Genomic DNA, 24,523 nt, shown 5'->3' on the forward strand with positions numbered 1-24,523 from the left:
TAAATAAAGGAAGAGGTGGAATGAGATGGCAATATCAAAAGAACGCAAGAATGAGATTATGAAAGAGTACGCAACTCATGAAGGAGACACTGGATCTCCAGAAGTACAAATCGCCGTATTAACAGCAGATATTAACTCTTTAAACGGACACATTGGTACTCACAAGAAAGATTTCCATTCATACCGTGGCTTAATGAAAAAAATTGGTCACCGTCGTAACTTATTAGCTTACTTACGTAAGAAGGATGTTTCACGTTACCGTGAATTAATCCAACGTTTAGGTTTACGTCGTTAATTCAATCAATTAAGGATGGCCTAACCGCCATCCTTTTTGTGTATATAGAATACAATCGGATGCAGTCTACTATTCAAGTATGAGTTAGTTGTTTAATAATTAATTGATATTTGTATAGTAGTGCAATTTGCTCCGAAATCAGAAATTAAATTATAGAGGAGAGTTAATATGTCAGAAAAAAGAATTTTTAGTACAACTCTTGGTGGACGCCCCTTATCTGTTGAAGTTGGACAAATGGCTAAACAAGCCAATGGTTCAGTATTAGTACGTTATGGTGATACAGTTGTTTTATCAGCTGCTGTTGCTTCTAAGCGTCCATCAATGGGAGACTTCTTCCCCTTAACAGTCCATTACATTGAAAAAATGTATGCTGTAGGTAAAGTGCCAGGAGGATTCATCAAAAGAGAAGGTCGTCCTACAGAAAATGCGACATTAACTAGTCGTTTAATTGACCGACCAATTCGTCCGATGTTCCCAGAAGGTGTTCGTACTGAAATTCAAATCACTAACACTGTTTTATCTGTCGATCAAGACTGTACCCCAGAAATGGCAGCAATGCTAGGCGCATCTTTATCATTAGCAGTTTCAGACATTCCTTTTGACGGCCCAATCGCTGGTGTTAACGTTGGTCGAGTGAATGGCGAATTCGTCATTAACCCAACAACAGCTCAAGTTGAAGAGACTGATATTGAGCTAACAGTTGCTGGTACAGACACTGCAATAAACATGGTGGAAAGCTCTGCAAAAGAAGTTTCAGAAGCAGATATGTTAGAAGCATTACTATTTGGACATGAGACAATTAAAGAATTAGTTGCCTTCCAAAAAGAAATTGCTGCTGAAGTTGGTAAAGCGAAGTTTGAATTCGATATTGCACAAGTTAGCCCAGTTGTTTCAGAGCCTTTAAACTTATTATTTAAAGAACGCATGATTAATGCCATTCAAACTGAAGAGAAAAAAGCACGTGAAGCTGCAATTGCTGAAGTAATGGATTCTGCTAAAGTTTACTTTACTGAAAAATTTGCTGATGAAGCTAATTACGATGCTTTAATGAAAGATGTTAACACAGCATTACATGATTTAGAAAAAGATGAAGTACGTCGTTTAATTACCCATGAAAGAATTCGTCCTGATGGCCGTAAAATTGATGAAATTCGTTCATTAGCATCTGAAGTAGGTTTATTACCTCGAGTACACGGTTCTGGTTTATTCACACGTGGACAAACTCAAGCACTTACCGCGGCGACTCTGGCACCATTAGGAGAGCACCAAATTATCGATGGTTTAGGCACAGAAGAAGCTAAACGCTTTATTCATCACTACAATTTCCCTAACTTCTCAGTGGGTGAAACAGGTCGTGTGGGTAGTCCGGGACGTCGTGAAATTGGTCATGGTGCTTTAGGTGAACGAGCGTTATATCAAGTGATTCCGACAGTTGAAGAGTTTCCATACATGATTCGTTTAGTATCTGAAGTTTTAGAGTCTAATGGATCATCTTCTCAAGCAAGTATCTGTGCAGGCACTTTAGCTTTAATGGATGCAGGTGTTCCTATTAAAGCGCCGGTTGCTGGTATTGCAATGGGCTTGGTAATGGACGGAGACAATTATTCAGTTTTAACGGATATTCAAGGTCTAGAAGATCACTTAGGAGATATGGACTTTAAAGTTGCTGGAACTGCTACTGGTATTACTGCTTTACAAATGGATATCAAAATCCAAGGAATCACGAAAGAGATTTTAGAAGAAGCCTTAATACAAGCTCAAAAAGCTCGTTTAGAAATTTTAGATGAATTAGTGAGCACAATTGCTGAACCACGTGCAGAATTAAGTCAATATGCACCAAAAATTGATTTAATTACAATCAAGCCAGACAAAATCAAAATTGTTATCGGTAAAGGTGGAGAAACAATTAACTCAATTATCGATGAAACTGGCGTTAAGATTGATATCGATCAATCTGGTACAGTCAGCATCGCTTCAGCTGATCAAGCAATGATTAATAAAGCAAAAGAAATGATTGAACTATTAGTCAAAGAAGTAAAAGTTGACGAAGTCTATGAAGGAACAGTAAAACGTATCGAAAAATTCGGTGCTTTTGTTGAAATTCTTCCCGGTAAAGATGGTTTAGTCCATATTTCTGAATTAGAACACCGCCGAGTGAATAATGTAGAAGATGTATTAACATTAGGCCAAAAAATTCAAGTGAAAGTGATTGAAATTGATGATCGCGGTCGTATCAACTTATCACGTAAAGTTTTATTAGAAAAATAACAAATCCTTAATTAAGTAGATGGCTAGTTTAAGTAGCCATCTACTTTTTTTTTCATTTACATTGAAGTATGCTATAATATTCAAGAACATACGAAGTGGCATGTATTTATCTTTTAATTATATAAAGGTTGATTTTCTCATAAAGGCAAGTAAAAGTCGACGCTATCTTTATTTAATAACATGTAATGAAAATGTAAATTAGAACAATGAGGTGCAAAATGAGTAATATTAAAATCATTCCTTTAGGCGGAGTCCGAGAGGAAGGGAAAAATATATATGTAGTAGAAGTAAATCAATCAATCTTTATTTTAGACTGTGGTTTAGTTTATCCGGAAGATGAATTGTTAGGAATTGACGCTGTCATACCAGACTTTACATACTTAGAAGAAAACGCTGATCGAATTGTAGGGATTTTCCTAACGCATGGTCATGCAGATGCGATGGGAGCTTTACCTTATTTATTAGGCACAGTTGATGCTCCAGTGTTTGGAACAGAATTGACGATTGAATTAGCAAGTATATCAGCTAAAGCGCAAGGCATAGAAGACAGATTAGAGAATTTCTTTAAAATTGATGAAGAAACAGAAATTGAATTTGATGATGCAACGATAAGTTTCTTTAGGACAACACATACAATTCCAGATTCTGTGGGAATCGTTGTATCAACAGATCAAGGTTCAATTGTATATACAGGTGACTTTAAGTTTGATGCAAGTGCATCGCCTCAATATAAGACCGCTTTTGGTCGCTTAACAGACATAGGTGAATCAGGCGTTTTAGCGTTATTAAGTGATTCTGCTGAAGCAGAAAGTTCTGTTGAAAACGCTAGTGACCTCGTCATTGCGGAAGATATTACAGAAACATTTCGTAATGCGGATGGTCGTGTGATTGTCGCAAGTATTGGTAGCAATATTGCTCGAATTCAACAAGTATTAGATGCAGCTTATCAATCCAAACGTACAATTTTTATGCCGGGTTCAGATATGTATGAAATTGTAGACGTTGCGATTAAACTAGACAAAATTCAAATTCCAAGTGTAAGCGTGATTGGGCAAACTAAGCAATTAGAAAAAACACCAGATCACCAAATCGTTATTCTTGAAACGGGTGGAACTGGTGAGCCGATTAAGACATTACAATCGATGGCTCAAGGTCGACATCCTGATGTAAACATTAAAGAGGGAGACTTAGTTTATCTAGCAACCACACCGTCTATTAAGATGGAAACTGTTCTTGCCAGAACCAAAGATATGATTTACCGTGCAGGCGCTAGTGTAAAAGAAGTAACCGATAATTTTAAAACATCAGGACACGGCGGTCCAAATGACTTGAAAATGATGATCAACTATATGAATCCTAAGTATTTAGTTCCAATTAATGGTGAGTTTAGAATGCTTTCAGCTCACGCTAGGTTGGCTAATCAACTAGGCATCGATGATAGTAGAATATTTATACCAGCTTTAGGAGACGTCATCGAATTTGACGGAAAAAATGTTGTCATGAACAAACAAGTTCCAGCTGGAAATGTATTGGTTGACGGCATCGGTGTTGGAGATATTGGAAATGTCGTACTTAGAGACCGTCGTATTTTAAGCGAGGATGGTATTTTTGTTGTTGTTGCGACTATTTCAAGACGCTTAAAACGCATCTTAGTAGGACCACAAATTACTTCACGTGGCTTTGTTTATATGAAAACAAGTACAGATTTGATTGAAGCCTGTTCTGATATGACTTTAGATGTATTGGAAGAGCATATTGCGAGCGATGATTTCGATTGGAGCGAATTAAAAGGGGACTTGCGTGAAAAATTAGGCAAATTCTTATTTAAAGAAACCAAACGTCGTCCAGTTATTCTTCCAATAATTATGGAAGCTTCAAACTATCAACCTCAAAATAATAAAAACTGAGAGGGGTCACCAGATGAATAAACGATCGATTCGAGTAGTGATTGATATGCTAATTGCCATAGCAATTGGTGTTTCTGCTCATCAACTATTAGGTATGTTATTAGCCACTTTTAATGGATATATTTTCCCAATTATTTTAATTCCATTAATTTGGTTAGCACTTAGACACGGTGCATCAACTGCGATTGTCGCTGCAGCGATTGCTGGCTTAATTAATGGTTTAATCGAATTTCATTTTACAGAATGGATCAATATCATCTTATATGATATTTTACCTTTATTAGCAAGTGGTCTAGCAGGTTTCTTTGCGAAATACACACAGAAAACTCTAAATAATCGTCGCTTAAATTCGACATATCTAAACATTACCACTGCTAGCTTATTGGTAATATTAGGATACTTCGTATTGAAATTTTTCATTGTTCCAATGGGAACAGGCGGTTTAACGGAATTAGATATTATGGGAAGTGGCTTTTGGATTAGTTTTGGTATTACGACGATTTTAGCTGCTGTCATTCTATGTACCATTGCTAAAACCATGCCTCGATGGCTTATTCCAGCCCGTAGTAAATACTTATCAAGAAAAGAGACATCATCTTTATTAAATGACTAATTATTTAAAAACAATAAAATAGAAATATGTTTGACCATTACCATTAATTTCGGTAATGGTCATTTTTATATGAAAAATTAATATGTTCTAACAACTTTAAAAAATATAAGGAATATTATAAGTGAATAGCATAAAAAAACTACCTGTCATTTCATCAAGATTGATGATAGCGGGTAGTTATTTGGAGCGGAAATACAACTCCGGTGATAAATTAACTTATAAGGGGATAACAAATAAGTTAATATCGAAGCTTCTAACCAATGTTGGCAGACACGGTTAGAATTCGCTCTAAATCTAAGATTAAGCTTCGATTTTGATTTAGCTCATTTAATATAATTCGACGATCTGGTCGAACTGTAGATTGGACTGTAACTAATGTAGTCCTTTGGTTAATTTTATGATTGCTATCATAATATTCATACGTTATAAAAAGAGGTTGCATGGATACGTAGTGGTCGTGTAATTTATTTTCTACAAGATATAAAGGCATAATAAAAGTATCATGATTGAACTGTGTCGTTTCTCTTAAAAAAGGCGCAAACACCGTCTCTGTATATTGGTGTAATTGTTTGACTAATTTGTTAGCTGGTGCAAAAGAAATAGGTAATTCCATCGCAATACCTCCTAGGCTTGTGTTTTATTGAATGTTAAATATAAACAGATGAAAAAAAGAGTTGGATTGTGATTAGTTAACTGTGTTAATAATTAGTTAACATCTATCTGCTAAAATAAAAATCTGGATAAAGGATTGATACAATCGATTTCTCACTCTGGAAAACGAACGTCTGTTTGTATTTATATTATACGAACAGGCGTTCTGAAAGTCAACAGTTATTTTTAGTAATGTGAAAAGTAATGTTTTTTAGAAAACGATTACCAAATAAAAAAAGTATTAAAAACCTGTAAACATCAGTGCTTTTTGTTATAATTAAAATGTACGTTATAAATAGTCTAATTATAGGGGGTGGTTGTATGCCGAAAACAACTTTACAAGTTATTCAAGCAATTGAAGATGAAGCAAGAAAAATAAAGCTTATCTATGATGAAAAAATTGCAGAGTCTCGGCTTGAGATTGAGGATAAGTTGGCAGAAGACGAAGTGATTTTTGATCATGAAACTGAAGTAATGTTGTCTAATTTACGCGAGAAACAGGAACAAGAATTGAATGAAGCAGAATTAAAGTTGAATAGAACAATTGAGACTAATAAACAAAAACGAGAACAAGCGTTAACAAATCGTAAAAATGATCTTGTTCAACAAATTGTTCAGGAGGTGGTGAGTAGATATGGCGATTAGTCCAATGAATAAAGTGACGTTGCTTGCTCCTGAGACGGAATTGGATGCTGTCTTAAAAGTAGTTCAGGAGTTACAACAAGTACAGATCATCAATCTTAACGAATTAAAAGATTGGAAAACTGTTAATAATGAAACACTAGAATTAATAGACGATTATGACCAAACGAACGAAAAACCCTTAACTGACCAAGAAATACTGCAAGAGTTGACAAAAAGACGACAAAGAATTGAAAGAGCGATTCTTCAGATCGAAGATTATATAACGCAGCCATCTTTTTTCGAAAAATTGAAACAAGCAAAGCCCTCTGTTACTTTTAATGAAATTGAAATGAGTGGCTCAACATTTGATGAATACCATATTGTTGATCGCGTCAATCATTTAACTGAAACCTATAACGATTTAGGAGAAAAAATCATTTCGACTAAAAATCAATTAGAAGGCTTGAGAAAATGGAAACCCTTAACAGTTACCCCTAATGAATTAAATCGATTTCAATACGTTCGAGCATTAGTTGGGACGATACCTAGTACGAATGAAGACCAATTTATCAATTATATTCGTGAAAATGTCGATTTGGAACATGAGACAGTGTTTATTGATGAACATGATTATGGAGTTATTATCTTTTTAAAAGATTACGAAGATAAAGCAATTATTCAGGATTTAAAAGATTATCAATTTACACCGTTTGAATATACCTCTAATAAATTACCAGCGGAAAAAATTATTGAATTGGAAGAGAGTATTAAGCGTAATAAAAAGAATCGGGAGGATATTCTCAACGAATTAAAAAATTCACACAGCTTACTTGCAGAGTTGAAATTGCAATATGAATATGTTGCTAATCTAAGTTTTAGAGAACAAGCAAAATTACAAATTGCTAGAACTCAACACTTAGTTTCTGTACAGGGCTGGCTAGAAGTTGAAAATACAGAAGGTTTTCTTTCTTTACTCAAACGAAATTTTGGAGAAAAGATTGTCGTAAAAGTAGCTGACATCTCTGATGCAGATTTGGACAGTGTACCGACTAAACTTAAAAACAATGGTTTAATCGAGCCTTTCGAAATGTTAACGACAATGTATGGTCTACCTAATTATCGAGAAATAGATCCAACTCCATTAGTAATGCCTTTCTTTTTCATCTTTTTTGGCATGATGGTGGCAGATTTTGGTTATGGCCTCTTACTAGCAACAGTCACCGCAATCCCCTTAAAGTTATTAAAATTAAATCGTTCTCAAAAAAACACCGTAAAATTAGTCCATATACTTTCTTGGTCCATTATTCTATGGGGCTTAATATATGGTTCATTCTTTGGTTTTACGATGCCATTCCAGTTAATTGATATTAATAATGATATAACCATTGTAATGATATTGTCCATCGGCATTGGCTTCGTCCATCTACTTATTGCATTCGGACTCAATGTTTACTTGAAAGCACAGGATAGGAAATTTGCTATAGCTTTTACTGAAGGTTTAGCCTGGATACTTATTATATTGGGAATCATTATGCTAATAATAGGGAATTTCTTTCCAGCATTATCAGCGTTATCCACTGTAGGTGGAGTTATTGCAGGATTAAGTCTCATTGGTATTTTCATTGGAAGCATTATAGATGCCGGTAGTATCACTGGTATCGGTGGTGGATTACTTGGCTTGATTAATGGGGTCAGTTACTTTGGTGATGTCATTAGTTATTCAAGATTGATGGCCTTAGGACTTTCAGGTGTGAGTATCGCAGCTGCATTTAATATGATTGTTGCTTATTTACCCCCAGTGGGACGATTTACTATAGGTGCAGTTATTTTTATGGCTTTACATATTTTCAATTTATTCTTATCAATGCTAACCGCAGCTGTTCACAGTCTAAGGTTAATTTTCGTAGAATTTTTCGGGAAATTTTACACTGGAAATGGTAATCCATTTAAGCCCTTAAAAACAGAAGAAAAATACGTAGATTTACAACAAAATACTAACAGTACGGAGGAATTTTAATATGGAATATATTTCAAGTTATTTTAGTCAATACGGTGGTGCTTTTTTTGCCGGATTGGGAGTCTTTTTAGCTGTCACTTTATGTGGCGTTTCATCCGCTAGAGGATTAGGTCTAGTCGGACAGTCAGCAGCAGCTTTGTTGAAAGAAGAGCCAGAAAAATTTGCGCAAGCTTTAATTTTACAGTTAATGCCGGCATCACAAGGTCTTTACGGTTTCGTAATTGGTTTCTTAATTTTGACAAACATCACGACAGATATGGCATTGAGTACAGGCGTTAGCTATTTTGTAGCTGCATTGCCGATTGCGGTCGTGGGCTATTATTCAGCAGGTAACCAAGCTGACGTTGCTGTGTCATCAATGGGCATTTTAGCTAAGAGACCAGAAGAGAATAGCCGTGGGATAATCTTGTGTTCTATGGTTGAAATGTACGCTATCTTAGCCTTCGTAATTTCATTTATCTTACAATCCAATGTTTAATTAGAGAGGACGTATTATATGAGCGAATTAACTCAATTAAAAGATTCTGTCCTAACCCAAGCGAATGAAAAGGGCCAACTAAAACTTGAGAGAGCTCAGCAAGAACATATCAAAGAATACGAACATAAACGAGAGCAATTGTTACATGATAAAGAAGTACTTAGACGACTTAAAATTAATGAATTAAAAGGCGAACATATGCGGAAAATGCAACAAATATCCAATCAACAGCGCCTGACTTCATTAAATAGTAAGCAACAAGTTTTAGGTACTTTATTTAATGGAGCAGTTGACATGCTAACTGCGTGGTCTAGTCAGGAACACCTGTCGTTTATGCAAAAAGTTCTTACTAAGTATGAAGATGCTGATTTAACTTTAAAATTTGGGAATCTCACAAGAGAAGTGCTAACAGATGAGGACTTAACCCATTTCTCTGAGCAATTTCCAAATGTGAAAATTTCGGAAGAAACCTATCCTAGAGAAGGTGGATTTGTATTAACAGAAGATCGAATTGACTATAACTATTTATATACAGAATTAGTTGACGATACTCGTAAAGCTATAAACCTAAGCGTAGCAAAAGAAGTATTTGGTGAAGAATAGGGGGAGTGTTTGTGGACGCTGAACAATTTACAGAACTTAATACACTTATTAGCGTTAAAGAATCAACCCTGCTATCCAAAATAGATATTGAAAAATTAATAAACGCTGTTGACGAAGAAAGTTTACATTTACTTTTACAGAATACGGATTATCGATTTAGTTTGAGTGATTTATCTGACACTTCAAGAATTGAAAATCGACTAATGAACGAGTTAATCAATGAATTTCAGTTCGCTTATGAAGAGTCACCAATTCCAGAAGTGGTTGATATTTTTGCATTGAAATTTATTTATCATAATTTGAAGATGTTACTCTTGATGCGGGCCACAGACAAGGATTTAAACCACTTGTTGATTCCGATTGGTCGCTTCTCGATGAGTGAATTGCGACACGTTGTTCAAACCTTAGAATCATCTGTGTTGGATCCATCAGTCGTGAAAGAAATTGAAAGTACCTGGAAGAGCTATGGCCATTATCAAGTAGTGGAAGCCTTGGACATAGGTATGGATAATGCCTACTTTAAACATTTACGGCAAATTGAACACACTCTTAATCACCCAGACATTACTAATTTAGTCAATGTTTTGATTGATTTTTACAATGTCATTTCGGTTAGAAGAGGTTTAGACCATGATTCAGCAATGAGTGATTTAATCGAAATTATGTCTGACGATGGATCGTATGATTCGAGAACGTTTGTTCAAATGGTTGAAAATTCACAATTACACGTTTGGTTTGATTCAATTAATCAATTACCCTTTGATAAATCGTTTGCATTTTATCAAGATAAAATGAGAGACGGCTCCATTCAAAGTTTTGAGCTAGAAGAGCTCCAAAGTATTTATACTCATAGCTTTTTACATGAAAAGAGACGTGAAACGACAGGACCAATGCCAGTTTTAAGGTTTTTGTACGGTAAGCAAATGGAAGTGAAAAATTTGAGACTTATTTTGGCAGGTCGAGTCAATCAATTATCTAATGAACAAATTAAAGAGAGGATGAAACCGATTTATGGCGAAACAATATAAAATTGCTGTCGTAGGAAATGGTGATGCGATATTACCTTTTCAAATCATCGGTTTTGATACATATCCTGTCAATGAAGCTCAAGAAGCAGAGAAATTAATCAAACAGCTAGCTAAAAGTAATTATGGCATTATTTATTTAACTGAAAATATTGCAGAACTGCTTCCAGAACTGATTAGTTATTATGATACACAAGTCACACCAGCAATAATACTAATACCGACACATAAAGGGCGTTTAGGAATTGGAGCTGCAAGAATTCAAGAAAATGTCAAAAAAGCTGTCGGGCAGGATATTTTATAGATTATGAAAAAAATACAAACACAAGGAGGGAATGTATTGAGTCAAGGTAAAGTGATAAAAGTTTCAGGACCACTTGTTGTTGCCTCAGGTATGCAAGATGCAAATATTCAAGATATTTGTCGAGTGGGTAAATTGGGACTCATTGGCGAAATCATTGAAATGAGAAGAGATAAGGCCTCCATACAAGTATATGAGGAAACATCAGGTATTGGACCCGGCGAACCAGTTATTACGACAGGTAGCCCATTATCAGTAGAATTAGGTCCAGGTTTAATTACTAATATGTTTGATGGAATCCAACGTCCATTAAAAGCTTTTATGGAAACCACTAAAAGTGATTATTTAATTCGTGGTGAGGAAATTGATGTCTTGGACCGTGAACAAAAGTGGCAATTTGTCTCAAGAAAAAATGAAGGTGACTATGTCCAAGCTGGCGATATATTAGGGGTCATTCAAGAAACTAAAGTTATTGAACACCGTATTATGGTTCCAGTTGGCAAATCAGGCACTATCAAGCACATAAGTTCTGGAGATTACACAATTAAAGATATCGTTTATGTCTTGAATTTAGACAACGGAGAGGAATTCGAAGGAACTATGATGCAAAAGTGGCCTGTTCGTAAAGGTCGCCCTTTCAAAAAGAAACTAATCCCAACAGAACCACTGGTTACTGGGCAAAGAGTTATTGATACTTTCTTCCCGGTTGCAAAGGGTGGAGCAGCAGCTGTCCCTGGTCCATTTGGAGCCGGTAAAACGGTTGTTCAGCATCAAATTGCCAAGTTTTCAAATGTTGATATTGTCGTTTATGTGGGCTGTGGTGAACGCGGTAACGAAATGACAGATGTACTTAATGAATTCCCTGAGCTAATTGATCCCAATACTGGAGAGTCAATTATGGAACGAACAATATTAATTGCGAATACGTCAAACATGCCAGTAGCTGCTCGTGAAGCGTCTATTTACACAGGAATAACGATTGCTGAGTACTTCAGAGATATGGGCTATTCAGTAGCGATTATGGCTGATTCAACTTCACGTTGGGCAGAAGCTTTACGTGAGATGTCTGGACGTTTGGAAGAAATGCCAGGTGACGAAGGCTATCCAGCTTATCTAGGAAGTCGAATCGCGGAATATTATGAGCGAGCTGGACGCATTGAAACGATTGGGTCTGAATCCAGAGAAGGGACTATCACGGCGATTGGAGCCGTTTCTCCACCCGGCGGCGATACGTCTGAACCTGTCACTCAAAATACGTTACGTATCGTCAAAGTTTTCTGGGGATTAGACGCTTCATTAGCTCAAAGAAGACACTTCCCTTCGGTTCATTGGTTAAATTCATATTCTTTATATTCCGATGACATCGGTCAGTACTTAAACAAAGAGTACGGTATCAAATGGAGTGAAAAAGTGACTCGGGCGATGAATTTGCTTCAAAGAGAAGATGAGCTGAATGAAATTGTACGTCTAGTTGGCGTGGAAGCTCTATCGGACCGCGACCGTTTAACACTTAATACAGCGAAAATGATTCGTGAAGACTATTTGCAACAAAATGCATTTGATGATGTTGATACATATACATCCTTTAAAAAACAAATAGCAATGTTAACGAATATTCTAACCTTCGACCATGAAGCTAATGAAGCAATTGATTTAGGATCTTATTATCAAGATATTATGAATGGAACCGAAGATTTACGTGATCGTATTGCCCGAAGTAAATTTATAAATGAAGAAAGAATCAGTGAAATAGAAGCCTTAAACCGAGAAATAGAATTAACAATTCGTCAAGTCATCCAAAGTGGAGGTGAGGACTGATGGCAAGAATAAAAGAATATCGTACAGCTAAAGAAGTCGTTGGTCCCCTAATGATTGTTGAAGGCGTCGAAGGCGTCAAGTTTAATGAACAAGTAGAAGTACAAATGCAGGATGGAGAAGTAAGACAAGGTCAAGTTCTTGAGGTTGACGAAGATAAGGCAATGGTTCAGCTGTTCGAAGGCTCAGCTGGCATTAACTTAGAAAGTTCAAAAATTCGCTTCTCTGGTCGTTCTTTACATTTACCAGTGTCTGAAGATATGATTGGTCGTGTCTTTGACGGAATGGGAAAAATTATGGATGATGGACCAGAAATCATTGCAGAAAAGCATCTTGATATTGATGGACAAGCGATTAACCCAGTCGCTCGTGACTTTCCAGACGAATTTATTCAGACTGGAATATCAGCGATTGACCATTTAAATACGCTCGTTCGTGGGCAAAAATTACCGGTTTTCTCTGGATCTGGTTTGCCCCATCAGGAATTAGCTGCTCAAATTGCAAGACAAGCAACTGTCTTAAATTCTGATGAAAATTTCGCAGTGGTTTTTGCTGCAATGGGAACTACTTTTGAGGAAGCAGAGTTTTTCGTGAATGATTTACGTAAAACAGGAGCGATTGATCGTTCAGTTTTATTTATAAATTTAGCAAATGACCCTGCAATTGAAAGAATTGCGACACCTAAAATTGCCTTAACCACAGCTGAATATCTGGCTTATGAAAAAGGTATGCATGTCTTAGTAATTATGACGGATATGACCAATTACTGTGAGGCTCTACGAGAAGTATCGGCTGCCCGTCGCGAAGTGCCAGGTCGTCGTGGTTATCCAGGCTATCTGTATACTAACTTATCAAGTTTATATGAAAGAGCTGGGCGGTTAGTTGGTAAAACTGGATCAGTGACACAGATCCCAATACTTTCTATGCCGGAAGATGACATTACGCATCCGATTCCTGATTTAACTGGCTATATCACAGAAGGTCAAATTATTCTCGATCGTGACCTATATAATAGTGGCTATCGACCACCAATTAATGTATTGCCTTCACTTTCACGACTGAAAGATAAAGGTTCCGGTGAAGGGAAAACACGTAAAGATCATGCGGCCACTATGAACCAGCTGTTTGCTGCTTATGCGACAGGAAAAGAAGCGAAAGAGCTTGAAGCAATTCTTGGTGAAGCTGCTTTATCTGCAACAGATCGTAAGTACGTTGAATTTACAGAGCGATTTGAAGAAGAATATATTAACCAAGGTTTTTATACCAATCGCTCAATTGAAGAGACACTTGATTTAGCTTGGGACTTATTATCATTGCTCCCTAGAACTGAGTTGAAACGAATTAAGGATGATATGATTGACGAATATCTTAGCGAAAAAGAGGGTGAATAACTCTTGGCCAAGTTAAATGTAAAGCCTACTCGTATGGAATTGCGGCGTTTAAAAAGTCAATTAGTCACTGCAACTAGCGGACATAAGTTATTGAAAGACAAACAAGATGAATTAATGCGCCAGTTTATCAAACTAATTCGTCAAAATAATGAGCTGCGCGAAAAAGTAGAGAATAGTCTGGTGGGAAGTATGCAAGACTTTGTTCTGGCTAAGTCATTAGAAAACGATCAAATGGTTCAAGGCTTATTTGCTGTTCCGACAAAAGAAATCAGCTTGAGAATACGTATTGATTCAATAATGAGTGTTAGAGTACCTAAAATGCACACGGATGTCTATGAACATGGACAAACCGATAGAGCGTATTATAGTTATTCAAATTCAAATAGTGGAATGGATGAGGCAATTGATGAAATCTCTGCTTCGCTCGATGATTTGTTGACGTTAGCTGAGATCGAGAAAACCTGTCAGTTGATGGCAGATGAAATCGAGAAAACACGTCGAAGGGTAAATAGTTTAGAGTTTCGTACAATCCCACAACTTGAAGAAACAATTTACTTTATCGAAATGAAACTTGAGGAAACTGAGCGAGCAAATGTCACTCGTATGATGAAAGTCAAGGATATGGATAAGGACAATGATGAAGAGGATTGAGGCTCTTAGAGCATAAATTGAACGGAAGACGTTTAGAAAATTAATTAATATTTGAAACTGTTGCTAGGAGTTACACTTCCTTGTAACAGTTTTTTTATAAAACAGCGAGTCAGAATCTTTAATCTTAGTCATTGACCCGAAACTTTAAAGTATTTTTCACAAAATAGTATTGGTCTTATCATAAAAGTTTGATATTATAAATAAGAAACTTTTTCGAATTATTTTGTAGCGATAAGAATCGCTTGAGGAGGCATTTGTTTGTCAAATGTAAATGAAAATATGAGGACTAGATCATCAAGAAATCGTCGACGTAAACCAAAACGAAGACACAAACGTCGTATTGGATGTTTTGGAGTCATCGTTATAATTTTACTAATAGCCATTGCAGTTGCTGGTTTTTATGCGTTTAGTATTTACCGTAATGTAGAAGAAACAACGGAAGTCTTGTATACTGAACGACCAGCTGAACAGGTGGCTGTTCGTGAGGAAGTGATTGACATAAAGAATGAAGCACAGCCTTTCTCTGTTCTTTTGTTAGGTATTGATACAGGAGATATGGGGCGCGTAGATGCAGGGCGTTCTGACGTTATGATGGTCGCAACGGTCAATCCAACTACTAATCGCACGACGATTACTAGTATTCCCCGTGATAGTCTAACAAATATTGCTGGCTATGGAACTGAAGATAAAATTAACCATGCGTATGCTTTTGGTGGTGTAGCGATGTCAGTCAATACAGTCCAAGAGTTACTAGGGATTCCTATTGATTTTACAGTATCGGTTAATATGCAAGGATTTGCGGATATTGTGGATTCAGTAGGAGGCATTACAATTGCTCCGACGGATACTTTTAGTCAAGATAGTTACCAGTTTTATGAAGGACAAGCAACCTATATGGATGGTAAAATGGCCTTAGCTTATTCAAGAAATCGCTACGATACAGGTGGAGACTACGGAAGGCAAGCTAGACAGCGGCAATTAATTGATGGTATCTTGCATGCGGCGTTAAATATATCAACATTATGGAATTACAATGATATATTAGCTTCTTTACAAGGTAATGTACAAACGGATGTAACTTTTGAAGATATGATCACTATTTTTAACGGGTATCGTGGCGCGATAAATACGATTGAAAACTTCCAATTAAGTGGAAGTGGCAGTATGATAAATGGAGTCTATTATGAAATCTTAGATCCATCATCTTTACAGAACATCAGTGCGCAATTAAAAAATGAATTAGAAATTAATCATTAGAATCGAATGAATTTTCATGAATCTTCATTATTTTAGACACTCAGCTTTAAAGGTGACAGATTTTATGATAAGATAATCTTCATAACTAAATTAGCAGAAAACATATTGGAGGGGTAGCATGGCATCAACGAGAGGATTGTTAATTGTATTATCAGGTCCGTCCGGTGTAGGAAAAGGAACTGTTAGAGCAGCAATCTTTAAAAAGAATATATTCAATTATGTTTATTCTGTATCGGCAACGACTCGTGTTAAAAGACCAGGCGAACAAGATGGTGTTGATTACTATTTTGTTTCGAAGGAAGAATTCGAAAAATTAATTGAACAGGATGCTTTATTGGAACACGCTGAATACGTAGGGAATTATTATGGAACTCCTATTCAAAAGATAGAAGAGAACTTAGCCGCTGGTAATGATGTCTTTTTAGAAATCGAAGTACAGGGTGCTTTAAAAGTTCGTCAGAAAATGCCTGAAGGAATATTCATTTTCTTAGCTCCTCCTAACTTACAAGAGCTTAAATCTCGTATAACAGGACGTGGAACGGATGGCGCAGCAATTATCTATGAACGAATGCAAAAAGCACGAGAAGAAATTGAACTGATGCAACATTATGACTACGTAGTGGTGAATGACGTAGTAGAAACAGCTGTTGAAAAAATCAACTCAATTATTCAAAGTGAGCATTTGAAAGTAGAACGCGTTGTCGACAAAATAAGAGCAGATATTCATAAATATTTTCAAAAAGGGGATGAATCATTATGATGTTATATCCGTCAATTGATAGTTTGTTGGAAAAAGTTCCTTCAAAATATAGCTTAATCATCTTAGCAAGTAAAAGAGCGCATGAAATGCGCCTTTACGATAATATGCAATTGGATACATACCAATCAATTAAACCAGTTGGTAAAGCGCTAGAAGAAGTTGTAAATGGCGTTTTAGATATTCAACAATAATAAGTTGTCACATTAGAGACTGCTACGGAAAGTTATATATTAATAACTTTTCTAGTAGTCTTTTTTAGTGTAGGATAAAGGATGCAGAGTAAATGGAGGTGAGAGTTTGTGATTGTTCAAGTTATCGTGGATATACCTGCAGCACAAGTTAATCGAACATTTGATTATCATGTTCCAGAGCAATGGCATGCGATCATTCAATTAGGGATACGCGTTCAAGTTCCGTTCGGCAGACGACAATTATTAGGCTTCGTAGTTGGTATTAGTGAGGATACGGAGTTTAGTGGGAAATTAAAAGCAATTACTGGCGTATTTGATTATGTGTCATTTTTAAGTCCAGAGTTGCTTCAATTGAGTGAACATCTCGCTCAGAATCTACATGCATTTCGCATTTCAATTTTGCAAGCTATGTTACCCAACATGTTAAAAGTCAAGTATGAAAATGTGTTTGTTATACATAATTTAGAAAAGTTTAGAAAGTTGAGTCAAACTTATACGGATGAGTTTTCTGCAAATGAACAAGAAGAATATGAAAAGCATATATTAGAAGAGAAATTACCGAGTCAGTTACTCAAAGAGCTTATTCAGACTCAAACAATTGAACTTGAGTATCGTGTGTTAAACCAAACGACTCAGAAAAAGATTGCTCATGTTCGTCCATTAATTTCTCGTGAAGAGATGATCACTATTCGTGAAGGTTTGGATAAACGAAGCATTAAACAAGCTCAGTTATTAAGTTATTATATAGAAGAAAAGGATGTTAATCAGGATAGTATTCCTTTGAATGATGTGGCTCGCTTGGCTTCGGTTAGTACAGCCACAATTCGTACGATGATTGATAAAGGATGGTTTGAGCGGATTGATAAGAAGGTTTATCGCAATCCTTTAGAAAATAACCACGTAGTAGCAACGAATGCGCGTGAGTTATTACCAGAACAAGCCACAGCATTCAATGCAATTCAAACCGCAATTACGGAAGAAAAAAATCAGACGTTCTTACTCGAGGGAGTGACTGGTAGTGGGAAAACAGAAGTTTATTTACAACTGATGGCTCATGCCAGGGATAGGGGAGAGGCAGCTATTCTACTAGTGCCTGAAATTTCCTTAACGCCACAAATGGTTGCAAGAGTGACCGAACGGTTTTCATCAGGGGTAGCGGTATTACACTCCGGTCTATCAACGAGTGAGAAGTACGACGAATGGCGCCGCATAATTAAAGGTGAAGCGACCATTGTTGTAGGAGCTCGTTCTTCAATTTTTGCACCATTAAATAATCTTGGAATTATCATTATAGATGAGGAACACGAGACAACATACAAACAAGCCGATAATCCTCGTTACCATGCACGAGATGTCGCTTTATGGCGTAGTGAGTTTCATCATTGTCCTCTAGTTCTCGGTAGTGCAACACCTTCTTTGGAAAGTCGTTCGCGTGCTGAGGTGGGACGCTATACTTTAATAAAAATGGCCAACAGAGTGAATCAAGCACCTTTACCGCCAGTAGAAATAATTGATATGACACAGGTTATGCTACGAGAAACAACCAATGAAATCTCGCCTATATTAAAAGAAAAGATAGCTGATCGCTTAGCCAAAAAAGAACAAATCGTACTATTACTGAATCGACGTGGTTATGCCTCATATATCTTATGCCGCGAATGTGGTCATGTGTTAGAGTGCCCAAGATGTGATATTTCATTGACTTACCATAAACATGATAGACGAATGAAATGCCATTACTGTGATTATCAACAAGGAGTTCCGACTCAATGTTCACAGTGTCAAAGTACTCACTTAAGAACATTTGGATTAGGAACGCAAAAAGTTGCCGAAACGATTCAAGAGATGTTTCCTGAATCGAGAATTATTCGAATGGATAATGATACAACCAGACGTAAAGGACAGCATGAAAAATTATTAAAACAATTCGCAGATCACGATGCAGACATTTTACTGGGGACACAAATGATTGCCAAAGGCTTGGATTTTGAAAAAGTCACCTTGGTAGGCGTGATCAACGCTGATACATCGCTCAATCTGCCTGATTTTAGAGCAGGGGAGAAGACATTTCAACTACTGACACAAGTAGCCGGTAGAACCGGTAGAGGGCAATATTTAGGTGAAGTAGTCATTCAAACATATAATCCAGATCATTATGTCATGCAATTTGCACAAAGTCATGATTTTGAAAGATTCTTCTACTATGAAATGAAAAGACGTCATATAGGGAATTATCCACCTTACTATTTTACTACTCTAATATCAGTATCTAGTAAGAGACAATCGCAAGCACAAGAGAAGATATATGAATTGAAGGCTGCTTTATATAATAAAGAGAAAGAGACCAATCGTAGCCTTTTAATTTTAGGACCTAGTCGAGGCCCGGTTGCTAGAATTAATGAGTATTATTATTTCCAACTGATGTTAAAGTATAAGGATAAAGAAATGCTTCAAACTCAATTGAACGACATCTTAATGACTTCTCAAAAAGAATTACAACATGGCTTACGAGTGAATATTGATCACGAGCCTTTATATTTTATTTAGCAAGGATGGTTTTTATGGATAACAAGAAAATTATTTTTATGGGAACACCAGATTTTTCAGTCAAAGTCTTGCAAGGTTTAATCGATAGTCAGCATGACGTGATAGCAGTTGTTACACAACCCGATCGACCAGTAGGGCGTAAGCGTGTCTTAACTGCCCCCCCTGTCAAACAGCTGGCCGTTGAACATAATATTGAAGTTTATCAACCTGAAAAAATTAGTCACTCACTAGAGTTAGAAGCCCTTATTCATTTAAAGGCCGATTTAATTGTAACAGCTGCTTATGGTCAATTTGTCCCCACACGTTTATTGGAAGCACCAACATTTGGTGCAATCAATGTTCATGCCTCATTATTGCCTAAGTACCGTGGCGGAGCACCGATTCACTATGCTATTTGGAAAGGTGAACAAGAAACAGGTGTTTCAATTATGTATATGGTTAAGAAAATGGATGCTGGAGATGTTTTATCTCAAAAGTCAATTCCTATCGGAAAAACGGATGATGTTGGGATTATGTTTGAGAAGCTAGCGATTGTAGGCCGAGACTTATTGCTTGATACTTTGCCGAAGTTATTTGCGGGTGAGATCCAAGCGGTCCCCCAAGATGAGAATGCTGTTAGTTTTTCTCCAACCATTACTAAGGAACAAGAACAATTAAATTGGGCTGAGACAGCAAGTGAAGTTGATCGCCACGTGAGAGGATTTCGACCATTTCCATCAACTTATACCTGGTTAGATGGACAACGAGTAAAAATCTGGATGGGTGAAGAGATTGAATTTACCAATGCGACTAAAGATGCGGTGACAGGAAGCATTGTAGCAGTAAAAGAGGGCCGTTTAATTGTTCAATGTGGAGGCAATTCGTATTATGCGATTTCAGAATGGCAAGAGAGTGGAAAGAAACGTATGACAATTCAAACGTTCTTAATAGGTAACCCAGCAGAAAGTGTTATAGGAAAACAATTCGAGGTAAAGCATTAATTAATAGAAAGTAGAAGATAATGAAAACTAGACAGAAAAGTGAACAGAAATTTGCCGACAATTTACGTTGGCATGCGTTAAAGTTGCTAGATCAAATTGAACATCGTCATCAGTATTCGAATATTATTGTCGATCGTTTTCTGAAAGATTCTCAATTGTCTGATCAAGATAATCGTTTATTGGTAAAAATTGTCTACGGTGTGATTCAAAGAAGGTACACGTTAAATTATTATTTAAAACCTTACATTAAACATAGAAAAGTAGACAAATGGGTAGAAAGTTTGTTGAGATTATCCGTTTATCAATTGGTGTATTTAGATCGAATCCCTTCACATGCAGTGGTGAATGAAGCAGTATCAATTGCCAAAACAAATGGCCACCAAGGTTTAGGTAATTTTGTGAATGGTGTATTGCGTTCTTTTATACGTTCTGAGCGACCGTCATTTGTGGATATCACAGATGTTTCAGAAAGATTATCTATCCAGTATAGTATTGAGAAGTGGATCGTGGACAAATTACTTGAAATGAAAAACTTTGAAGAAACAGAAGCGATATTAGCCAGTTTAATTGAGGAACCCTTTGTTTCAGCTCGAATTAATTTACCTGTCGACAAACGAAGTCAATTGATGGATGACTTGAAAGCAGAAGGTTTTGACGTAGAAGAAAGTCCCTTATCACCATTTGGTATTCGTTGTCTAAAAGGTAATTTGATTTATTCGCAAGCGTTTGCTGATGGTCTTTTAACGATTCAAGATGAATCTTCAATGCTTGTTGCACCAGTTGGTAACTTAAAAGGCAATGAGCAGGTACTAGATGCCTGTTCAGCTCCGGGTGGCAAGGCAACGCATATCGCTAGTTTCTTAAACGAAGGTCATTTAACAGCATTGGATATCTCTGAAAGTAAACTTAAGAAAGTCTCAGAACATTTACACCGTATGGATTTAAAAGAAAAAGTTACATTGCATGTCAGTGATGCAACGAAATTTAATCCTAAAAATGACCGATTGTATGATATTATATACCTAGACGCTCCTTGCTCTGGTTTAGGTTTGATGCGTCGTAAACCAGAAATTAAATATCAAAAAACACAGGATGATGTTTTAGGTCTAGCTCAGATTCAATCAGAGTTACTCGAACATATGGCGAGCCTACTGAAAGTTGGAGGGACGCTTGTTTATAGTACATGTACAGTGACTGTAGAAGAAAACGAGCAAACTTTAATAGAATTCATTCAACGCCATCCTAATTTTAGTATCGACAAATTTAATGAAGAGGATAATGTACCATCTGATATCGTGACTAACGAAGGTCAAATTAGAATCTGGCCAAATCAGTATCATACTGATGGTTTCTTTATTTCGCGATTAATTAAAAACAATTAAGTAACATTCGAGGTGAAAGTATGAAAATTTCAGTCCATTCCAATATTGGAAAGAGACGTACATCTAATCAAGACTATGCTGACTATTATACTTCTAAGGCCGACCAGAATCTATTCATACTCTGTGATGGAGTAGGCGGTCATCAAGCAGGCGATGTAGCAAGTCGAATGACAACAAACTATCTAGGAGAGAAGTTCGAGAGTATCGAAACAGCCTTCACGATAGAAAGCCTTCAAAATTGGATGCTGGAAGCAATCCAAGATGTGAACCAATTTATTTATAAGAAGTCTGTTGAACATGCCGAATTAGTCGGAATGGGAACCACATTAGTTATGGCAGCTTCTGTAGATAATCATTTTGTGATTGCCCACGTAGGAGATAGTCGTGCTTACACATATTATCGAGGCGATTTAACCCAAATTACTGAAGACCATTCTTTAGTCAATGAATTAATCCGTTCAGGAGAAATTACTGAAGAAGAAGCGAATCATCACCCAAGAAGAAACGTCGTGACACAATCCATTGGTGGAACCGAAACGGTTTCAGCAGAATTAAACACAGTTTCTTTATCTGAAATTGAAATGCTATTATTATGTTCAGATGGATTAACCAATATGGTTAGTCGTGAAGGCTTAATCAACTTATTTAATCAGCACCGATTTGAAGATAAATTTGGTGAAATGTTGATTAGGGCAGCAAATGATGCGGGTGGAATGGATAATATTACACTCATCCTAGTTTCGCAGGATTCTACGTCGGCGGACGGAGGCGAACACTAATGGAAATAGGAGAAAAACTATCAGGTCGTTATTTATTGACCGACACAGTCGGACAAGGCGGTATGGCAAATGTTTTCCTTGCGCACGATTTGATTTTAGACCGTGATGTCGCGGTAAAAGTTCTAAGATATGACTTCCAAGACAACAAAGATGCGATTCGCCGTTTTCAAAGAGAAGCGATGTCCGCTAGTCAGTTACTTCATCATAATATTGTTGAAGTGTATGACGTTGATGAAGAAGAAAATCAACAATATATTGTTATGGAATTTGTAAAAGGAACGGATTTAAAAACTTATATCCATCAGAATGCACCAATTTCTTTAGAATTGGTTGTATCAGTGATGAGTCAAATTCTTTCTGGTATTGATGTTGCCCATAAACATCGAATTATTCACCGAGATATTAAACCACAGAATATTTTGATTACAGGACAAAATGAAGTCAAGATTACAGACTTTGGTATTGCCATTGCTTTATCTGACACGTCAATCACTCAAACAAATACTTTACTTGGATCTGTTCATTATTTATCACCTGAACAAGCACGAGGAAGTAATGCGACAACTAAATCTGACATTTATGCTTTAGGTGTTGTTCTATATGAATTAATCACTGGGTCGGTTCCTTTCGATGGAGAATCGGCAGTTTCGATTGCTTTGAAGCATTTCCAAGAACCATTTCCAAGAATTAGAGAGAATTTAAATTATATACCTCAAAGTTTGGAGAACGTTGTTTTAAAAGCGACCGCTAAAGAACCGAAGGATCGTTATAACTCTGTTCAAGAGATGTTGCAAGACTTAAGTACAAGTTTGAGTGCCAATCGAATGAATGAAGCAATGTTTCAGCCTTCTGATAATTTAGAAGAAACGATGATTGTTAAACCAATTAAGTCGATTACTAGTGCTAGCAAAGCACTTGCAGAACAGATCACTGCTCCTGAACCATTAGATGAGGCGGTGTATCCTAGTTATGATGAAGTGGCGCCCATCTCTGCACCTAAACACAAAAGAGGATTTTTAGGTTTGATATTTGCAGCCATAATCCTGTTATTAATGGCTGGTGGAGGCTATTATGTATACTCGCAGATGATGCGGTATGTGAACGTACCAGACGTCACTGAAATGTCACAGAGCGAAGCTCTAGAGATATTGTCAGAGTTTGATTTAACTGTAAGTACTGTGACACAAGCGTGGCACAATACGATTGAAGCGGGTCATGTGATTTCGACAACACCAAGTAGTAATGAGAGAGTTGAAAGAAATAGCGACATTGAACTTGTAATGAGTAACGGGAAGGAACAAGTAGAAATTGGTAACTATATTGGCCAGATGTATGAACCGATACGTAGTCAATTAAGAGAAGCAAACTTTATTGTTGAACGAAGAGATTTAGCTTCTGGACCTGAAGATGAAGGGAAAATACTTGATCAAAGTATTGAGCCAGGTTCAAAAGTTGTCCCAGAAAACACAACAATCACATTAATTGTGGGTAGTTACTCTGAATCATTTACTATGCAAGATTTTTATAATTTATCTTACGATATGGTTGAAAACTTTGCAGCCGCTTATGGTGTAACTGTTGAAACAGAATATGAATACAGTGACTTCATACCAGAAGGCCAGATTATTAGTCAATCACCAAGTAATGGTACACCTTTAGTACCAGGAGATGTTATTGCAGTAGTCGTGTCTGCTGGGCCAGAAGAAGAGGAAGTCGTCACAACAACACAAAACGTTGAGATTGAATATGTTCCCACTTATGAAGAAGATGATGTCGAACAATTAGAGCCTTTACCTAATACAATTGAAATTTACATTGGGGACTCTAAAAATAACATTAATAATCTGCATACTGAGTTAAGTTTAGATGAAACAAAAACGATTAAAATACTGATGTACATTTCAAGTAATGGAACGGGTCAATACCGAATTTTACGTAATGGCGAAGTGTATTCCGAGAATTTATCAGTTTATCCAGATTAGTAAGCC

Annotated in this window: 22 protein-coding genes; 21 read left to right on the forward strand and 1 reads right to left on the reverse strand. The window is 36.6% G+C overall.

Annotated features, from left to right (window positions below):
- Nucleotides 1-25: 25 nt before the first annotated feature.
- The 4 genes from rpsO (at nucleotide 26) to ACTQ5J_RS01685 (ending at nucleotide 5,083) form a co-directional block, all read left to right on the forward strand.
- The gene (gene rpsO, locus ACTQ5J_RS01670) at nucleotides 26-295 is read left to right on the forward strand and encodes a 30S ribosomal protein S15 (RefSeq protein ID WP_441750251.1); all 270 of its coding nucleotides are present in this window, start codon (nucleotides 26-28) and stop codon (nucleotides 293-295) included.
- 168 nt (nucleotides 296-463) lie between these two features.
- Complete coding sequence (pnp, locus tag ACTQ5J_RS01675) at nucleotides 464-2,563, forward strand: polyribonucleotide nucleotidyltransferase (protein ID WP_441750252.1); 2,100 nt, start codon at nucleotides 464-466, stop codon at nucleotides 2,561-2,563.
- A 218-nt stretch (nucleotides 2,564-2,781) separates the two neighbouring features.
- On the forward strand, nucleotides 2,782-4,470 hold the full coding sequence (locus ACTQ5J_RS01680) for a ribonuclease J (protein ID WP_441750253.1): 1,689 nt from the start codon (nucleotides 2,782-2,784) through the stop codon (nucleotides 4,468-4,470).
- 13 nt (nucleotides 4,471-4,483) lie between these two features.
- Nucleotides 4,484-5,083, forward strand: a complete 600-nt coding sequence (locus ACTQ5J_RS01685; protein WP_441750254.1) for an energy-coupled thiamine transporter ThiT — start codon at nucleotides 4,484-4,486, stop codon at nucleotides 5,081-5,083.
- A 253-nt stretch (nucleotides 5,084-5,336) separates the two neighbouring features.
- Here the strand turns inward: ACTQ5J_RS01685 and ACTQ5J_RS01690 are convergent, their stop codons facing one another.
- A complete protein-coding gene (locus ACTQ5J_RS01690; RefSeq protein WP_441750255.1) occupies nucleotides 5,337-5,696 on the reverse strand; it encodes a hypothetical protein in 360 nt (119 codons plus the stop codon).
- Nucleotides 5,697-6,055: 359 nt separating this feature from the next.
- Between ACTQ5J_RS01690 and ACTQ5J_RS01695 the strand changes: the two genes are divergently transcribed.
- The 17 genes from ACTQ5J_RS01695 to pknB all read left to right on the forward strand — a co-directional run bounded on the left by ACTQ5J_RS01695 (nucleotide 6,056) and on the right by pknB (nucleotide 24,517).
- On the forward strand, nucleotides 6,056-6,379 hold the full coding sequence (locus ACTQ5J_RS01695) for a hypothetical protein (RefSeq protein WP_441750256.1): 324 nt from the start codon (nucleotides 6,056-6,058) through the stop codon (nucleotides 6,377-6,379).
- Complete coding sequence (locus tag ACTQ5J_RS01700) at nucleotides 6,369-8,375, forward strand: V-type ATP synthase subunit I (RefSeq protein WP_441750257.1); 2,007 nt, start codon at nucleotides 6,369-6,371, stop codon at nucleotides 8,373-8,375. Before ACTQ5J_RS01695 ends, ACTQ5J_RS01700 begins: the two co-directional genes overlap by 11 nt.
- A 1-nt stretch (nucleotide 8,376) precedes the next feature.
- Complete coding sequence (locus tag ACTQ5J_RS01705) at nucleotides 8,377-8,853, forward strand: V-type ATP synthase subunit K (protein ID WP_441750258.1); 477 nt, start codon at nucleotides 8,377-8,379, stop codon at nucleotides 8,851-8,853.
- An 18-nt stretch (nucleotides 8,854-8,871) separates the two neighbouring features.
- Nucleotides 8,872-9,456, forward strand: a complete 585-nt coding sequence (locus ACTQ5J_RS01710) for a hypothetical protein (RefSeq protein ID WP_441750259.1) — start codon at nucleotides 8,872-8,874, stop codon at nucleotides 9,454-9,456.
- An 11-nt stretch (nucleotides 9,457-9,467) separates the two neighbouring features.
- Nucleotides 9,468-10,484 (forward strand): V-type ATPase subunit, encoded by a 1,017-nt coding sequence (locus ACTQ5J_RS01715; RefSeq protein WP_441750260.1) that lies wholly within the window; start codon nucleotides 9,468-9,470, stop codon nucleotides 10,482-10,484.
- Nucleotides 10,468-10,785, forward strand: coding sequence for a V-type ATP synthase subunit F (locus ACTQ5J_RS01720; protein WP_441750262.1), 318 nt, complete (start codon nucleotides 10,468-10,470; stop codon nucleotides 10,783-10,785). Before ACTQ5J_RS01715 ends, ACTQ5J_RS01720 begins: the two co-directional genes overlap by 17 nt.
- 36 nt (nucleotides 10,786-10,821) lie before the next feature.
- Entirely contained in the window at nucleotides 10,822-12,600 is a 1,779-nt protein-coding gene (locus tag ACTQ5J_RS01725) for a V-type ATP synthase subunit A (protein ID WP_441750263.1), read from the forward strand.
- Nucleotides 12,600-13,988 carry a V-type ATP synthase subunit B gene (locus ACTQ5J_RS01730; RefSeq protein ID WP_441750264.1) on the forward strand — a complete coding sequence of 463 codons (1,389 nt, stop codon included), beginning with the start codon at nucleotides 12,600-12,602 and terminating at the stop codon, nucleotides 13,986-13,988. The genes ACTQ5J_RS01725 and ACTQ5J_RS01730 overlap by 1 nt, the downstream gene beginning before the upstream one ends.
- A 3-nt stretch (nucleotides 13,989-13,991) precedes the next feature.
- A complete protein-coding gene (locus ACTQ5J_RS01735; protein ID WP_441750265.1) occupies nucleotides 13,992-14,639 on the forward strand; it encodes a V-type ATP synthase subunit D in 648 nt (215 codons plus the stop codon).
- 258 nt (nucleotides 14,640-14,897) lie between these two features.
- Nucleotides 14,898-15,896, forward strand: coding sequence for an LCP family glycopolymer transferase (locus ACTQ5J_RS01740; protein WP_441750266.1), 999 nt, complete (start codon nucleotides 14,898-14,900; stop codon nucleotides 15,894-15,896).
- Nucleotides 15,897-16,014: 118 nt separating this feature from the next.
- Nucleotides 16,015-16,656, forward strand: coding sequence for a guanylate kinase (gene gmk / locus ACTQ5J_RS01745; RefSeq protein WP_441750267.1), 642 nt, complete (start codon nucleotides 16,015-16,017; stop codon nucleotides 16,654-16,656).
- Nucleotides 16,653-16,847, forward strand: a complete 195-nt coding sequence (rpoZ, locus tag ACTQ5J_RS01750; RefSeq protein ID WP_441750268.1) for a DNA-directed RNA polymerase subunit omega — start codon at nucleotides 16,653-16,655, stop codon at nucleotides 16,845-16,847. The genes gmk and rpoZ overlap by 4 nt, the downstream gene beginning before the upstream one ends.
- Nucleotides 16,848-16,955: 108 nt before the next feature.
- Nucleotides 16,956-19,394 carry a primosomal protein N' gene (priA, locus tag ACTQ5J_RS01755; RefSeq protein ID WP_441750269.1) on the forward strand — a complete coding sequence of 813 codons (2,439 nt, stop codon included), beginning with the start codon at nucleotides 16,956-16,958 and terminating at the stop codon, nucleotides 19,392-19,394.
- 14 nt (nucleotides 19,395-19,408) lie between these two features.
- Nucleotides 19,409-20,374, forward strand: a complete 966-nt coding sequence (gene fmt / locus ACTQ5J_RS01760) for a methionyl-tRNA formyltransferase (RefSeq protein WP_441750271.1) — start codon at nucleotides 19,409-19,411, stop codon at nucleotides 20,372-20,374.
- Between the two features lie 20 nt (nucleotides 20,375-20,394).
- Nucleotides 20,395-21,756, forward strand: coding sequence for a 16S rRNA (cytosine(967)-C(5))-methyltransferase RsmB (gene rsmB, locus ACTQ5J_RS01765; protein ID WP_441750272.1), 1,362 nt, complete (start codon nucleotides 20,395-20,397; stop codon nucleotides 21,754-21,756).
- 20 nt (nucleotides 21,757-21,776) lie between these two features.
- Entirely contained in the window at nucleotides 21,777-22,535 is a 759-nt protein-coding gene (locus tag ACTQ5J_RS01770) for a Stp1/IreP family PP2C-type Ser/Thr phosphatase (protein ID WP_441750273.1), read from the forward strand.
- Nucleotides 22,535-24,517: a Stk1 family PASTA domain-containing Ser/Thr kinase gene (gene pknB, locus ACTQ5J_RS01775; RefSeq protein ID WP_441750275.1), complete on the forward strand. Its 1,983-nt coding sequence runs from the start codon at nucleotides 22,535-22,537 to the stop codon at nucleotides 24,515-24,517. Before ACTQ5J_RS01770 ends, pknB begins: the two co-directional genes overlap by 1 nt.
- Nucleotides 24,518-24,523 lie beyond the last annotated feature (6 nt).

Source organism: Fundicoccus sp. Sow4_F4, from assembly GCF_052116145.1.
Lineage (GTDB): Bacteria > Bacillota > Bacilli > Lactobacillales > Aerococcaceae > Fundicoccus.

What these genes read in the sequence shown, in the direction of transcription:
- ACTQ5J_RS01690 (WP_441750255.1), bottom strand. Translation starts at nt 5,696, where the DNA reads ATGGAATTACCTATTTCTTTTGCACCAGCTAACAAATTAGTCAAACAA.
- rpoZ (WP_441750268.1), top strand. Translation starts at nt 16,653, where the DNA reads ATGATGTTATATCCGTCAATTGATAGTTTGTTGGAAAAAGTTCCTTCA.
- gmk (WP_441750267.1), top strand. Translation starts at nt 16,015, where the DNA reads ATGGCATCAACGAGAGGATTGTTAATTGTATTATCAGGTCCGTCCGGT.
- pknB (WP_441750275.1), top strand. Translation starts at nt 22,535, where the DNA reads ATGGAAATAGGAGAAAAACTATCAGGTCGTTATTTATTGACCGACACA.
- rsmB (WP_441750272.1), top strand. Translation starts at nt 20,395, where the DNA reads ATGAAAACTAGACAGAAAAGTGAACAGAAATTTGCCGACAATTTACGT.
- ACTQ5J_RS01685 (WP_441750254.1), top strand. Translation starts at nt 4,484, where the DNA reads ATGAATAAACGATCGATTCGAGTAGTGATTGATATGCTAATTGCCATA.
- ACTQ5J_RS01770 (WP_441750273.1), top strand. Translation starts at nt 21,777, where the DNA reads ATGAAAATTTCAGTCCATTCCAATATTGGAAAGAGACGTACATCTAAT.
- ACTQ5J_RS01710 (WP_441750259.1), top strand. Translation starts at nt 8,872, where the DNA reads ATGAGCGAATTAACTCAATTAAAAGATTCTGTCCTAACCCAAGCGAAT.
- ACTQ5J_RS01720 (WP_441750262.1), top strand. Translation starts at nt 10,468, where the DNA reads ATGGCGAAACAATATAAAATTGCTGTCGTAGGAAATGGTGATGCGATA.
- pnp (WP_441750252.1), top strand. Translation starts at nt 464, where the DNA reads ATGTCAGAAAAAAGAATTTTTAGTACAACTCTTGGTGGACGCCCCTTA.
- ACTQ5J_RS01680 (WP_441750253.1), top strand. Translation starts at nt 2,782, where the DNA reads ATGAGTAATATTAAAATCATTCCTTTAGGCGGAGTCCGAGAGGAAGGG.
- ACTQ5J_RS01730 (WP_441750264.1), top strand. Translation starts at nt 12,600, where the DNA reads ATGGCAAGAATAAAAGAATATCGTACAGCTAAAGAAGTCGTTGGTCCC.
- fmt (WP_441750271.1), top strand. Translation starts at nt 19,409, where the DNA reads ATGGATAACAAGAAAATTATTTTTATGGGAACACCAGATTTTTCAGTC.
- rpsO (WP_441750251.1), top strand. Translation starts at nt 26, where the DNA reads ATGGCAATATCAAAAGAACGCAAGAATGAGATTATGAAAGAGTACGCA.
- ACTQ5J_RS01705 (WP_441750258.1), top strand. Translation starts at nt 8,377, where the DNA reads ATGGAATATATTTCAAGTTATTTTAGTCAATACGGTGGTGCTTTTTTT.
- ACTQ5J_RS01700 (WP_441750257.1), top strand. Translation starts at nt 6,369, where the DNA reads ATGGCGATTAGTCCAATGAATAAAGTGACGTTGCTTGCTCCTGAGACG.
- ACTQ5J_RS01695 (WP_441750256.1), top strand. Translation starts at nt 6,056, where the DNA reads ATGCCGAAAACAACTTTACAAGTTATTCAAGCAATTGAAGATGAAGCA.